At 76.2% G+C, this 15,533-nt stretch carries 2 protein-coding genes; both read left to right on the top strand.

What is annotated here, in order from left to right:
* The first annotated feature begins 86 nt into the window (after positions 1–86).
* Positions 87–1,409, top strand: coding sequence for a serine hydrolase domain-containing protein (locus EKG83_RS32180; protein ID WP_170191981.1), 1,323 nt, complete (start codon positions 87–89; stop codon positions 1,407–1,409).
* A gap of 93 nt (positions 1,410–1,502) precedes the next feature.
* Positions 1,503–15,521 carry a non-ribosomal peptide synthase/polyketide synthase gene (locus tag EKG83_RS32175; protein ID WP_153278589.1) on the top strand — a complete coding sequence of 4,673 codons (14,019 nt, stop codon included), beginning with the start codon at positions 1,503–1,505 and terminating at the stop codon, positions 15,519–15,521.
* Positions 15,522–15,533 lie beyond the last annotated feature (12 nt).

Genomic DNA, 15,533 nt, shown 5'->3' with positions numbered 1-15,533 from the left:
GCCGGTTCGGTGTGCTGTGACGCGCGTCATGGGTGCAAAGCGGTCAGGTGGGGGTGAATGGTGTTCGACAGCGAGGGAAGATGGTCGTGGACTATTTACGCGGGACTTTTGAGAGAGCGGCGCTCGACAACGGCGTGCCGGGCGCGCAGCTGGCGGTGCGGCACGGCGGCGAGACCTGGGAGTTCGAGTTCGGCGAGGAACGGCACGGTACCGGCCGCCCGTTGAGCCGGGACGCCAAGGTACCCGTCGGCTCCATCACCAAGACCTTCACCGCCACCCTGCTCCTGCTCCTGGTCTCGGACGGCGACGTCGAGCTGGACGAGCCGGTCGCCGAGTACCTGCCCGACCTGCGGCGGGCGCGACCGGACCTCGCCGAGGAGCTGACCACGCGCCACCTGCTCAGCCACACCGGGGGCCTGGCCGCCGAGGTCGTCCCGGCCGAGGGCCGCTTCCCGCTGGCCGCCTCCCTGCTGGACACCCCGCAGCGGCCGGGCGCCGGCTTCTCCTACTCCAACGTCGGCTACGCCCTCGCCGGCCACCTGGTCGAGGTGGTCACCGGCATGACGTGGTGGGAGGCCGTGCAGACCGTCCTGCTCAAGCCGATGGGCGTCACCGCCGCGTCCGTGGTGGGCGCCGACCCGGTGCCCGCGCCGATCGCCACCGGCCACGCCGTCAACCGCTCCCTGCGCCGCGTGCGCCCGGTCGAGCAGGCGCTGGAGCCGGTGGAGGCGCCGGCGGGCGCGCTCGCGGTGAGCGCCGCCGACCTGGTCGAGCTGGCCCGCATGCACCTGCGCCCCGAGCACGGCGGCACCGACCACGGCCTGGTCGACGCGGACGACCTGGCCGAGATGCGGCGCCTCGTCCCGGCCGCCGAGCCCTTCGGCCTGGCCGACGGCTGGGGACTGGGCCTGGCCGCGTTCCGCGGCGGGCACGGCGACTGGTTCGGCCACGACGGCACCGCCGACGGCACCTCCTGCCACCTCCGCTTCGACCCGACCTCGGGCACGGTGGTCGCGCTGACCGCGAACGCCAACACCGGCGCCGCGATGTGGCGGCAGCTCGTCGCCGAGCTGCGCGCCGCGGGCCTGGAGATCGGCGAGCACACCGCGCTGACCGGCGCGGAGCGGCGCGTCCGGGCGCCGCGCGACTGCGCGGGCACCTACGTCAACGGTGACACCGCCTACTCCGTGGTCCTCCGGGACGACGACGTCCAACTGGTCGTCGACGGCGAGCCCGCGGCCCGGCTCACCGTCTACGACGGCCTCGTGTTCTCCGTCACGGACCTGGCCGGTGGCGAGGCCGGTCACGCCGGGCGCTTCCTCCGCGACCCGCGCAGCGGCCTGGTCGACCGGGTGCAGATCGGCGGCCGGGTCGCCGGCCGCCGGCAGCGCGCGCGAGAAGTCGCCTGACGCGGGGCCGCGCACCGCCGCGGCCCCGCCACACCCCCCTCCCACCGTGCCCCGCGGCGCTGCGCCGCGCCCCGAATACGAGGTTGGACAGCGATGACGCTTCACCACACCGCCCCCGTGGCCCGCGCCCCGAGAGCCGAGGAGCCACCGCCGGCGGTCGCGACCGTCCCGGCACTGTTCGCCGAGCAGGTGCGCCGGACCCCCGACGAGGTGGCGGTGGTGGCCGGCGGGACCGAGCTGACCTACGCCGGGCTGGACGCCCGCGCCGAGCGGCTGGCCCGTCGGCTGGTCGCGCTCGGCGTCGGGGTGGAGCGGCCCGTCGGGGTGCTGGTGGAGCGCTCGGCGGAGCTGGTGGTCGCCCTGCTGGCCGTGCTCAAGGCGGGCGGGGTGTACGTGCCGGTGGACGGGCGCGCACCGGTGGAGCGCATGCGGCTGGTGCTGACCGGCGTCGGCGCCCCGCTGCTGCTGACCGACCGCACCTGGCGGCACACGGCCGAGCAGGTCCACCCGGGCGCCGTGGTGCCGGTGGACGACGACTTGGACGCCGACGACACGCCCGAATCCGGGACCGGACTCCCGGACGTGGTGCCGCACCCGGACAACCTCGCCTACGTCATGCACACCTCCGGGTCGACCGGCGTGCCCAAGGGCGTGGCGGCCCGGCACCGGGACGTGGTCGCCCTGGCCCGCGAGTCCCGCTTCCGCACCGGCGCGCACGACCGCCTGCTGCTGCACTCGCCCCAGGCGTTCGACGCGTCGACCTACGAGATCTGGGTCCCGCTGCTCAACGGCGGCCGGGTCGTCGTCGCACCGCCCGGCGACGTGGACGGGCAGGTGCTGCGGGAGGCGGTCACCCGGCACGGCGTCACCGCGCTGTTCCTGACCTCGGGCCTGTTCCGCGTGGTCGCCCAGGACGCGCCCGACGCGTTCCGCGGCCTGCGCGAGGTGTGGACCGGCGGTGACGTGGTGCCCGCGACGGCCGTGCGCCGCGTCCTGGAAGCCTGCCCGGGCACCGTCGTGGTGGACGTCTACGGCCCCACCGAGACCACCACCTACGCCACGTCGTTCCCCATGCCCGACGTCACCGCCGTCCCCGACGTGCTGCCCATCGGCCGCCCGCTCGACGACACCCGCGTCTACGTGCTCGACGAGGATTTACAACAGGTGCCGACGGGCACCACCGGTGAGCTGTTCATCGCGGGCGCGGGCCTGGCCCGCGGCTACCTCGGCCGCCCCGGCCTGACCGCCGAGCGGTTCGTGGCCGACCCCTACGGCCCGCCCGGCGAGCGCATGTACCGCACCGGCGACCTGGTCCGCCGGACCGACGCGGGCGACCTGGACTTCGTCGGCCGCGTCGACGAGCAGGTGAAGGTCCGCGGCTTCCGCATCGAGACCGCCGAGGTCGAGTCCGCCCTGGCCCGCCACCCCGACGCCGCCCAGGTCGCGGTGGCCGCGCGCCAGGACCACACCGGCGCCAAGCGCCTGGTCGCCTACGTCGTCCCGGCCGGCGCCGCGCCCGCCGAGGACGAGCTGCGCGCCCTGGTGCTGGACTCGCTGCCCGACTACATGCTGCCCTCGGCGTTCGTCACCGTGGACCGCCTGCCGCTCAACGCCAACGGCAAGGTCGACCGGGCCGCCCTGCCCGAACCCGACTGGCGCGCCGTGCCGCGCACCGGGCGCGTCGCGCCCCGCACCCCGGCCGAGCGCACCGTCGCCGACACCTGGGCCGAGGTGCTGGGCCTGACCCGCGACGCGGTCGGCGCCGACGACGACTTCCTGCACCTGGGCGGCGACTCGATCCAGGCCATCCGGGTGGTGTCGCGGCTGCGCGCGGCGCTGGGCGTGCCCCTGTCGTCCCGGGACCTGTTCGACGCGCGGACCGTCGCCGGCCTCGCCGGGCTGGTGGCCGACCGGCGGCCCGGGGGCGCGGAGGACCGCATCCCGCCCGCGCCCGGCGACGGCGCGGTGCCGCTGTCCCCGGCGCAGCAGCGGCTGTGGTTCCTGCACCGGCTCGACCCCGCCGCCACCGACTACAACACCGGCGTCGGCCTGCGGCTGTCCGGCCCGCTCGACCTCGACGCCCTGCGCGCCGCCCTGGACGGGCTGGCCGAGCGGCACGAGGCCATGCGGACCACCTTCCCCGAGGTCGACGGGCAGGGCGTCCAGGTGGTCTCGCCGCACGGCGCGGTGCCGCTGCGCGTGGTCGACCTGGCCGGCCTGGCGCCCGCCGACCGCGACGCGGCCCTGGACCGGCTGTGCGCCGAGGAGCTGACCACCCCGTTCGACCTGGCCACCGGCCCCCTGGTCCGGGCCGTGCTGGCGCGCCTGGCCGACGACGAGCACGTGCTGGTGCTCGACCAGCACCACATCGTCACCGACGGCTGGTCGGTCCGCGTGCAGGTCGACGACCTGCTGGCGCTGTACCGGGCCGCCGTCACCGGCCGGCCCGCCGAGCTGCGGCCGCTGCCCGTCCGGTACGCGGACTTCGCGGTGTGGCAGCGCAACCGGCTGGCGGAGGCGGACCTGACCGCCGGGCTGGACCACTGGCGGCGCGCCCTGGCCGGCCTCGAACCGCTGGACCTGCCCACCGACCGGCCCCGGCCCGCGCGGCGCACCACCTCCGGCGCGGTGCACCGCGCGGCGCTGCCCGCCGACCTGGTGGACCGGCTGGCCGAGGTGGGCCGGGCGCACGACGCGACCCTGTTCACCACGCTCACCGCCGCCGTGCAGGTGCTGCTGGCCCGCCACACCGGGCGGCGCGACGTGGCCGTGGGCACCGCCTCGTCCGGGCGCGGCCGGCCCGAGTTGGACGACCTCGTCGGCTTCTTCGTCAACACGCTCGTGCTGCGGTCCGACGTGGACCCGGACCTGCCGTTCGGGCGGTTCCTGGCCGGGGTGCGGGGAACCGTGCTCGACGCGTTCGCCCACGACGAGGTGCCGTTCGACCGGCTGGTCGACGAGGTGCGCGCCGACCGCGACCCCAGCCGCACGCCGCTGGTGCAGGCGCTGGTCGTGCTCCAGCAGGCGATGGTGCGGCCGACCGAGGTCGACGGGCTGCGGGTGGCCGAGCACCACCTGCCCCGGCCGCGCGCCCGGTTCGAGCTGCTGGTGGAGTTCTGGCCGCGCGACGGCGGGCTGGACCTGACCCTGGAGTACAACACCGACCTGTTCGACGCGGCCACCGCCGAGCGGCTCGCCGGGCACCTGCGGGTGCTGCTGGAGGCCGTCGCCGCCGACCCCGACCGGCCGCTGGGCGAGCTGCCGCTGCTCGACGACACCGAGCGCGACCTGGTGCTGCGCGGGTGGCACGGCACCGCCCGCGACCTGCCGCCGTCGACCGTCGTCGAGCTGTTCGCCGAGCGGGTCCGCGAGCACCCCGGGCGGGTCGCGCTGGTGGGCGACTGCCCGGGGTCGCCCCACACCGAGGTGGGCTACGCCGAGCTGGACGCGTGCGCCAACCGGCTCGCCCACCGCCTGCTGCGCCTCGGCGTCGGCGTGGAGGAGCCGGTGGCCCTGCTCGTGGGCCGCTCGGTCGACCTGGTCGTGGCCGAGCTGGCGGTGGCCAAGGCGGGCGGTGCGTACGTGCCGCTGGACACCAGGTCGCCCGCCGAGCGGCTGGCCGTGCTGCTGGCCGGCACCGGCGCCCGGGTCGTGCTCACCGACCCGACCTGGCAGGCCGTGGCCGCGGAGGTCCACGACGGACCGCTGGTCGTGCTGGGCGGCGACGACCTGTCCGCCGAGCCCGACACCGCGCCGGACGTGCCGGTGCACCCGGACAACCTCGTCTACGTCATGCACACCTCCGGGTCGACCGGCGTGCCCAAGGGCGTGGCCGTGCGGCACCGGGACGTGGTCGCCCTGGCGCGCGACTCGCGCTTCGGCACCGACGCGCACCGGCGGGTCCTGCTGCACTCGGCGCCGGCGTTCGACGCCACCACCTACGAGGTCTGGGTGCCGCTGCTGGGCGGCGGCAGCGTCGTCGTCGCACCGCCCGGCGACGTGGACGCGGACGTGCTGCGCGAGGTGGTCGCCCGGCACGGCGTGACGGCGCTGTGGCTGACCGCCGGGCTGTTCCGCGCGGTCGCCCAGGACGACCCGGGCTGCCTGGCCGGGCTGCGCGAGGTGTGGACCGGCGGCGACGTGGTGCCCGCGGCGGCCGTGCGGCGGGTGCTGGCGGCGTGCCCGGACCTGGTCGTGGTGGACGGCTACGGGCCCACCGAGACCACCACCTTCGCCACCTCGCACCGCATGTCCGCCGCGGCCGCCGTGCCGGACGTGGTGCCGATCGGCCGCCCGCTGGACGACATGCGCGTCTACGTGCTCGACGAGGCCATGGCGCCCACCCCGGTCGGCGTGCCGGGCGAGCTGTTCATCGCCGGCGCCGGGGTGGCGCGGGGCTACCTGGGCCGGCCGGGGCTGACCGCCCAGCGGTTCGCGCCCGACCCGTTCGGCCCACCGGGCGAGCGGATGTACCGCACGGGCGACGTGGTCCGGTGGCGGCCGGACGGGACGGTGGAGTTCGTCGGCCGCACCGACGACCAGGTCAAGATCCGCGGTTTCCGCATCGAACCCGGCGAGGTCGACGCCGCGCTGACCGGCCACCCGGCCGTCGCCCAGGCGGTGACCACCGCGCGCCCGGACGACACCGGCCGCAAGCGCCTGGTCGCCTACGTGACGCCCGCGTCGCTCGACGTCGGCGAACTGCGCGACCACCTCGCCGGCAGGCTGCCCGACTACCTGGTGCCCTCGGCGTTCGTCACCCTGGACGCGCTGCCGCTGAGCGCCAACGGCAAGGTCGACCGGCGCGCCCTGCCCGAACCGGACTGGGGCGCCGTCGCGGGCGCGGGGTACGTGGCGCCCGCCGAGGGGCCGGAGGCCGTGCTCGCGGGCATCTGGGCCGAGCTGCTGGGCGTCGAGCGCGTCGGCGCCCGGGACAACTTCTTCGAGCTGGGCGGCGACTCCATCCTGAGCATCCAGGTGGTGTCCCGGGCCCGCCGCGCCGGCCTCGCCCTCACCCCCGGCGACCTGTTCCGCCACCCCACCGTCGCCGCGCTGGCGACCGCCGCGACCACCGCCGGCGACGTGACCGCCGACCAGGGCCGCGTGGTCGGCGACGTGCCGCTCACCCCGGTCCAGCGGTGGCTGTTCGCGACCAACCCCGACCACCCCGACCACTTCAACCAGGCGCTGACCGCCGAGCTGGCCGACACCGCCGACCCGGACGCGCTGCGGCGCGCCCTGCACGGCCTGCTGGAGCACCACGACGCGCTGCGGATGCGCTTCGAGCGCACGGCTTCCGGCTGGCGGCAGCACAACGCGCCGGTCGAGCGGGCCGACGTGCTGTCCGTGCGGCGGGTGGCCGACGAGGCGGAGGTCCGCGCGGTCCAGGCGCAGGTGCACGCGGGCATCGACCTGACCGGGGGGCCGCTGGTCCGGGCCGTGCTGTTCGAGCGCGACGGGCAGCGCCCGCTGCTGTTCCTGGCCGTGCACCACCTGGTCGTGGACGGCGTGTCCTGGCGCGTCCTGCTGGAGGACCTGAACACCGCCTACGAGCAGGCGGCGCGCGGCGAACCCGTCCGGCTGGGCGCCAAGACCACCTCGTTCAAGGAGTGGGCGCACCGGCTGGCCGAGCACACCGCCAACGGCGGGTTCGACGACGAGCGCGAGCACTGGGCCGCGACCGCGCAGGCGGACCCGACCCTGCCTGTCGACCGCGACGGCTCCAACACCGCGGGCTCCACCCGCGCCGTGGCCGTCCGGCTGGACCGCGACACCACCCGCGCGCTGCTCCAGGACGTGCCCGGCGCGTACCGCACGCAGGTCAACGACGTGCTGCTGGCCGCGCTGGGCCGGGTGCTGGCCGACTGGACCGGCCGGGACCGGGTGCCGGTCGACCTGGAGGGCCACGGCCGCGAGGACGTGCTGGACGGCGTGGACCTGTCCCGCACGGTCGGCTGGTTCACCTCCATCTTCCCGGTGGCGCTGGAAGCGCCCGCCGGCGACTGGGGCACGGTGCTCAAGTCGGTCAAGGAGCAGCTGCGCGCCGTGCCCCGCAAGGGCCTGGGCCACGGCAACCTGCACGAGCCCGGCGCCGGCGGACCGCGGATCAGCTTCAACTACCTGGGCAGGCTCGACTGGTCCGCGGTGGAGGGCGGCCTGGTGCACGCGGTGCGCGGCAGCCTGGAGCTGTCCGGCGCGCCGGGGGCACCCCGGCCGCACCTGCTGGACGTGGTCGGCGCGGTGGAGCGCGGCTGCCTCGAACTCACCTGGTACTTCAGCGACGGCGTGCACGACGAGGCGACCGTGCGCGGCCTGGCCGAGGGCATGGCCGAGGCGTTGCGCGGGATCGTCGAGCACTGCGCCCGGCCGGGCGCGGGCGGTCGCACCCCGTCGGACTTCCCGCTGGCGCGGCTGGACCAGGCCGCGGTGGACCGGCTGGTCGGCGACGGGCGGGACGTGGAGGACGTCTACCCGCTCACGCCCATGCAGGCCGGCATGGTCTTCCACGGCCTGGTCGACCGGGCGAGCACCGGCGCCTACTTCAACCAGGTGCGGTTCCGGCTGTCCGGGGTGACCGACCCGCGGGCGCTGGGCGAGGCGTGGCAGCGCGTGGTGGACCGCAACGCGGTGCTGCGCACCGAGGTGGTCTGGGAGGGCCTGCCCGAACCGCTCCAGCTCGTGCGCCGGCACGTGGACCTGCCCGTCACCCTGCTGGACTGGACCGGCCTGGCAGGTGCCGAGCTGGACGAGGAGCTGGAGCGGTTCCTGGCGCGCGACCGCGCCGCGGGCCTGGACCTGCGCACCGCGCCGCTGATGCGGGTGGCGGTCGCGGCCCTGTCGCCCGACGAGGTGCTGGTGGTGTGGACCTTCCACCACGTGCTGCTCGACGGCTGGAGCGCGGCCCAGCTGCTCACCGAGGTGTGCGAGCACCACGCGGCCCTCACCCGCGGCGCGGCGGGTCCCGCGACGCCGCGCCGGCCGTTCCGCGAGTACCTGCACTGGCTGGACCGGCAGGACCAGGAGGCGGCGCGGCGGCACTGGCACCGGGTGCTCGGCGGGTTCGACGAGCCGACCCCGCTGCCCTACGACCGGCGCCCGGTCGACGCCCACCGCGCCGAGTCCGGCGCGAAGGTGCGGTTCACCCTGGGCGCCGAGCAGACCGAGCGGCTGCGCGAGGCGGGCCGTCGGCACGGCCTGACCGTGAACACCGTCGTGCAGGGCGCGTGGGGCCTGCTGCTGGCCCGCTACAGCGGCAACCCCGACGTCGTGTTCGGCACCACCGTCGCCGGCCGGCCCGCCGACCTGGCCGGGGTGGAGTCGATGGTCGGCGTGTTCATCAACACCGTGCCCACCCGGATCACCGTCGACCGGGACCGCGACCAGCTCTCGTGGCTGCGCGAGCTGCAGGCCGAGCAGGCGGAGGCCCGGCGCTTCGAGCACGTCCCGCTGTCCCGGCTGCGCGGCTGGAGCGACGTGCCCGGCGGCGGCGCCCTGTTCGACAGCATCCTGGTGTTCGAGAACTACCCGTTCGACGACGACGCCATGGCCGCGCACGGCCTGCGGCTGCACGACGTGCACGCGCACGAGCCCACCAACTACGCCCTCACCGCCGTGGTGTCGCCCGGGCGCGAGCTGCTGGTCGAGCTGGACCACGACCCGGCCCTGTTCGACACCGCGACCGTCGAGCGGCTGGCCCGGCACCTGCGCGCGCTGCTGGAGGGCGTGCTGGTCGACCCGTCGCGCCCGCCCGCCGAGCTGCCGATGCTCGACGAGGCCGAGCGCCGGCAGGTGCTGGTGGACTTCAACCCCGACGGGCGCGACTACCCGGTGGCGACCCTGCCGCGGCTGTTCGCCGAGCAGGCCGTCCGCACCCCCGGCGCGGTCGCGGTCTGCTGCGGGGAGGAACGGCTGACCTACGCCGAGCTGGACGCCCGCGCCAACCGGCTGGCGCACCTGCTGCGGGACCGCGGCGCCGGGCCCGAGCGGTACGTGGCGCTGCGGCTGCCCCGGTCGGTGGACCTGGTGGTGGCGGTGCTGGGCGTGCTCAAGTCCGGCGCGGCCTACCTGCCGCTCGACCCGTCCTACCCGCCCGAGCGGATCGCGGCCATGGTGGACGACGCCCGGCCGGTGGTCACCCTCGACGCCCTGCCCGACCTGACCGGCCGGCCCGACACCGCACCCGAGGTCGACCTGGACCCGGCGCACCCGGCGTACGTCATCTACACGTCCGGTTCGACCGGCAAGCCCAAGGGCGTGGTGATCCCGCACGCCAACGTGGCCCGGCTGTTCTCCGCCACCGCCCACTGGTTCGGCTTCGGCCCGGACGACGTGTGGACGCTGTTCCACAGCTACGCCTTCGACTTCTCCGTCTGGGAGCTGTGGGGACCGCTGCTGCACGGCGGCCGGCTCGTGGTCGTGCCGTTCGAGGTCTCCCGGTCCCCGAAGGACTTTGCCTGCCTGCTGCGCGACGAGCGGGTCACCGTGCTCAACCAGACGCCCTCGGCGTTCTACCAGCTCATCGCGGAGCAGCCGACCGACCTGGCCCTGCGCTACGTGGTCTTCGGCGGCGAGGCGCTGGACGTGCGCAAGCTGGCGGCCTGGGAGGGCCCCGGCGAGCTGATCAACATGTACGGCATCACCGAGACCACCGTGCACGTCACGTGGACGCCCGCGGACGGCACGGTCGGCGAGCCGATCCCGGACCTGCGGGTGTACGTGCTCGACGACGACCTGCGGCCCGTGCCGCCCGGTGTCACCGGCGAGATGTACGTGGCGGGCGCGGGCCTGGCGCGCGGCTACCTCAACCGGCCCGGCCTGACCGCGTCCCGCTTCGTCGCCGACCCGTTCGGCGAACCCGGCTCCCGGATGTACCGCACCGGCGACCTGGCGCGTTGGAAGGACGGCAGGCTCGACTACCTGGGCCGCGCCGACCAGCAGGTCAAGATCCGCGGCTTCCGCATCGAACTCGGCGAGATCGAGGCCACCCTGGACCGGCACGACGACGTGGCCGAGGCGGTGGTCACCGTCCGCGAGCACGCCGGCCGCAAGGTCCTGGTCGCCTACGTGGTGCCCGCCGCGGGCCGCACCGCGCCGGGCGCCGCGGAGCTGCGCGCCTTCCTCGGCCGGGTGCTGCCCGAGCACATGGTGCCCGCCGCGTTCGTCGCCCTGGACCGGCTGCCGCTGACCGGCAACGGCAAGCTCGACCGCCGGGCGCTGCCCGCGCCGGAGTGGGAGCCGACCGGCGACGCGCACGTGGCGCCGCGCACCGAGGCCGAGCGCGTGCTGGCGGAGATCTGGGCCCAGGTGCTCGGCGTCGAGCGGGTCGGCGTCGAGGACGACTTCTTCCAGCTGGGCGGCGACTCGATCATCAGCATCCAGGTCGTCTCGCGCGCCCGGCAGGCCGGCTACGCCCTGGTGCCCCGGGACCTGTTCACCTACCCGACGGTCGCCGCGCTGGCCGCCGCCGTGCCCGCGGGCGGCCCGGTCGAGGACGCGCCGCGCGGCCCGGTCACCGGCGAGGTGCCGCTGACCCCGGTGCAGCGCTGGTTCCTCGACACCGAGCCGCCGCGGCCCGAGCGCTTCGACCAGTCCGTGCTGCTCGACCTCACCGAGGACCCGGACGTCGACGCGCTGCGGCGGGCCCTGGCCGCGCTGCTGGAGCACCACGACGCGCTGCGCATGCGGTTCGAGCGCGCGGAATCCGGCTGGCGGCAGCACAACGCGGCGGTGGAGCCGGTCGACGTGCTGTCGGTGCACGCACTGCCGGCGCCGGACCCGTTCGACCCCCACCCGTCGGCCCGGAACGCGGCCGACCACGACCCGTCCGGGTACGACCTGCCCGGACGAGACCTCCTCGGCGGCGACACCGCAGAACGGGCCGTCGCCGAGGAGGTCCACCAGGGCTTCGACCTGGCCCGCGGCCCGCTGGTGCGCGCCGCGCTGCTCGACCGCGGCCCGGGGCGCCGCCGGCTGCTGCTGGCCGCGCACCACCTGGTCGTGGACGGCGTGTCCTGGCGCGTCCTGCTGGAGGACCTCAACACCGCCTACCGGCAGGCGCGGCGCGGCGAGGAGGTCGACCTCGGGCCCAAGACCACCTCGTTCCGGGACTGGGCGCTGCGGCTGGCCGAGCACACCGCGAACGGCGGGTTCGACGACGAGGCCGCGCACTGGGCGTCGGTGACCGCCGACCCGGGCGTGCCGGTCGACCGGCACGGCGCCAACACCACCGGCTCGGTGCGCGGCGTCACCGCCGAGCTGGACGCCGAGCTGACCCGCGCGCTGCTCCAGGACGTGCCCGGCGCGTACCGCACGCAGGTCAACGACGTGCTGCTGGCCGCGCTGGGCCGGGTGCTGGCCGACTGGACCGGCCGGGACCGGGTGCTGGTCGACCTGGAGGGCCACGGCCGCGACGGCGACTTCCTCGACGGCGTGGACCTGTCCCGCACGGTCGGCTGGTTCACCTCGATCTTCCCGGTCGAGCTGACCGCGCCCGCCGACTGGGGCGAGGCGGTGAAGGGGACCAAGGAGCGGCTGCGGGCCGTGCCCCGGCGCGGCATCGGCCACGGCGCCCTGCGCTACCTCCAGGGCACCGGCGCGACCCCGCAGCCCGCCGTGGCGTTCAACTACCTGGGCCAGTTCGCCGCCTCGGCGGGCGACGGGGCGTTCCGCCAGGTCGGCGGCCTGGGCGCGGACGCCGCACCCGACACGCCCCGGCCGCACCTGCTGGACGTGGTCGGCGCGGTCGAGGACCGGCGGCTGCGGTTCACCTGGTACTTCAGCGACGAGGTGCACGACGAGGCGACCGTGCGCGGCCTGGCCGACCGGATGCTGGCCGCGCTGCGGGAACTGGTGGACCACTGCACCCGGCCCGGCGTGGGCGGCCGGACCCCGTCGGACTTCCCGCTGGCCGGGCTGGACCAGGCCGGGGTCGACCGGCTGGTCGGCGACGGGCGGGACGTGGAGGACGTCTACCCGCTCACGCCCATGCAGGCCGGCATGGTCTTCCACAGCCTGTCCCAGGGCCGCGAGGGCCTGTACTCCGAGCAGATCGCGTTCGTCCTCGACGGCGTCACCGACCCGGCCACGCTGGCCCGCGCCTGGCGCGAGGTGGTCGACCGCACCCCGATCCTGCGCAGCCGCGTGGTGTGGGAGGGCGTGGACCGGCCGCTGCAGGTGGTGTGCCGCGACGTGGACGTGCCGATCCGCGAGCTGGACTGGAGCGCCCTGTCCGACGAGGACCGCCGGCGCGCGCTGCGCGACCTGCTCGACTACGACGCGGCCGAGGGGCTGGACCTGGCCACCGCGCCGCTGATGCGGCTGGTGCTGGTCCGGCTGTCCGGCACCGAGGTGCAGGTCCTGTGGAGCTTCCACCACGTCCTGCTCGACGGCTGGAGCACCTTCCAGGTGCTGACCGACGTGTTCACCGGCTACGCCGCCCACGCCGCGGGCCGCCGGCCCCGGCCCGTCGCGCGCCGCCCGTTCGGCGACTACCTGCGGTGGCTGGCCGAGCAGGACCCGAGCCGGGCCGAAGCCCACTGGCGGCAGGTGCTGGCCGGGTTCCGCGCCCCGACGCCGCTGCCGTACGACCGCCCGGCCGAACCCGGCCACGCGAGCCGTTCCTCGGCGTGGGTCGACCTCGCGCTGCCCGCCGGCCGCACCGCGGCGCTGCGCGAGTTCGCCCAGGGCAACGGCCTGACCACCAACACCGTGGTGCAGGGCGCGTGGGCGCTGCTGCTGTCGCGCTACAGCGGGCAGCACGACGTGTGCTTCGGCTCCACCGTGTCCGGCCGCCCGGCCGACCTGCCCGGCGCGGACGCCATCCCCGGCATGTTCATCAACACCGTGCCGGTCCGGGCCGAGGTCGCCGAGGACGAGCCGGTCGCGGCGTGGCTGCGGCGGTTGCAGGCGGCGCAGGCCGAGTCCCGGCGGTTCGAGCACGTCTCCCTGGCCGAGCTCCAGGGCTGGAGCGACGTGCCGGGCGGGGTGGACCTGTTCGACAGCATCCTGGTGTTCGAGAACTACCCGGTCGACGAGGCGGCCGCGGCCGAGCACGGCCTCGCGCTGCGCGACCTGCACGCCGTGGAGACCACCAACTACCCGCTCAGCGTCGGCGTCCGCCCCGGCGAGGAGCTGGTGGTGCGGCTGTCCTACGACCCGGCCCGGTTCGACGCGGCCACGGTCGAGCGGGTCGCCGGCCACCTGACCCGGGCCCTGGCGGGCCTGGCCGCCGACCCGGACCGGGCCGTGGGCGAGGTGGACGTCCTCGACGAGGCCGAGCGCCGGCTCGTGCTGGCCGGGCCGACCGGCCACCCGGCCCCGGACGCCACGGTGGTGGACCTGTTCACCGCGCAGGCCGACCGCACGCCCGACGCCGTGGCGGTGACCGGCCGCGAGTCCCTGACCTACGCCGAGCTGGACGCCCGCGCGAACCGGCTGGCGCACCGGCTGACCGCGCTGGGCGTGCGGCCGGAGGACCGGGTCGGCCTGCTGCTGCGCCGGTCGGCCGACGTGGTCGTGGCCGTGCTCGCGGTGCTCAAGGCGGGCGGCGCCTACCTGCCGCTGGACGTGCGCGCGCCCGCTGAGCGGATGCGGCTCGTGCTCGACCAGGCCGGCGCGGACGTGCTGCTCACCGACCCGACCTGGGAGGCCACCGCCCGCGAGGTGCACGCCGGGCACGTCGTCGTGCTCGACGGTCCCGTCCACGGTGGACCCGCCGACCGGCCGGCGGTCCCGCTGCACCCGGACAACCTCGCCTACGTCGAGTACACCTCCGGTTCCACGGGCGTGCCCAAGGGCGTGGCCGTGCGGCACCGGGACGTGGTCGCGCTCGCCCTGGACGGCCGCTTCGACGGCCCGGCCCACCGCACCGTGCTGGTGCACTCGCCGCTGGCGTTCGACGCCTCCACCTACGAGCTGTGGGTGCCGCTGCTGCGCGGCGGCCGCGTGGTGGTGGCCCCGCCGGAGGACCTGGACGCCGCGCTGCTGCGCGAGCAGGTCACCGCGCACGGCGTGACCGCCCTGTGGCTGACCGCGGGCCTGTTCCGGGTGCTGGCGCAGGACTCGCCCGACTGCCTGGCCGGGCTGGCCGAGGTGTGGACCGGCGGCGACGTCGTGCCCGCCGCGGCGGTGCGCCGGGTCATGGAGGCATGCCCGGGGCTGGTCGTGGTGGACGGCTACGGCCCCACCGAGACCACCACGTTCGCCTCCGCCCACCGGATGGCCGACCCGGCGGCCGTACCGGGCACCGTGCCGATCGGCGCGCCGCTGGACGGGATGCGCGCCTACGTGCTGGACGACCGGCTGCGGCCGGTGCCGGTCGGCGTGCCCGGCGAGCTGTACCTGGCGGGCGCCGGCCTGGCGCGCGGCTACCTCGACCGGCCGGGCCTGACCGCGTCCCGGTTCGTCGCCTGCCCGTTCGGCGTGCCGGGTGAGCGGATGTACCGCACCGGCGACGTGGTGCGGTGGCTGCCCGACGGCGTGCTGGAGTTCGCCGGCCGCGCCGACGACCAGGTCAAGCTGCGCGGGTTCCGCATCGAGCTGGGCGAGGTCGAGGCGTTGCTGGGGCGGCACCCCGACGTGGCGCAGCCCGTGGTGGTGGCGCGCGAGGACACCCCCGGCGTGAAGCGGCTGGTGGCCTACGTGGTGCCCGCCGACCCGCGGCACGCCCCCGAGCCCGGCGAGCTGGCCGGGTTCACCGAGCGGCACCTGCCCGACTACATGGTGCCCTCGGCGTTCGTGGTGCTCGACGCGCTGCCGCTGAGCGCCAACGGCAAGGTCGACCGGGCCGCGCTGCCCGCACCGGCCGGGGCCGCGCCCGCGGCCGAGTACGTGGCACCCCGCACGGAGACCGAAGAGGTGCTGGCCGGGATCTGGCAGGAGGCGCTGGGCGCGGCCCGCGTCGGCGCCGAGGACGACTTCTTCGCCCTCGGCGGCGACTCCATGCGCAGCATGCTGGTCACCTCCCGCGCCCGCGCCGCGTTCGGCGTGCCGCTGACCCCGCACGACGTCCTCACCGCCCGCACGGTCGCGAACCTGGCGCGGCTGGTGGAGGAACGCATCCTGCAAGAACTCGAACGAGTCGCCTTCGGTGACGGCGCCACCCAGGACCTGTGAGGAGACACCACA

This window comes from Saccharothrix syringae (genome assembly GCF_009498035.1).
Taxonomy (GTDB): Bacteria; Actinomycetota; Actinomycetes; order Mycobacteriales; family Pseudonocardiaceae; genus Actinosynnema; species Actinosynnema syringae.
The sequence above is the reverse complement of the archived record's forward strand: the minus strand, read 5'-3'. Positions and strand labels throughout refer to the sequence as shown.

Bases quoted from the DNA above. Each gene is read 5' to 3' on its own strand.
- EKG83_RS32175 (WP_153278589.1), top strand. From the start codon at position 1,503: ATGACGCTTCACCACACCGCCCCCGTGGCCCGCGCCCCGAGAGCCGAG.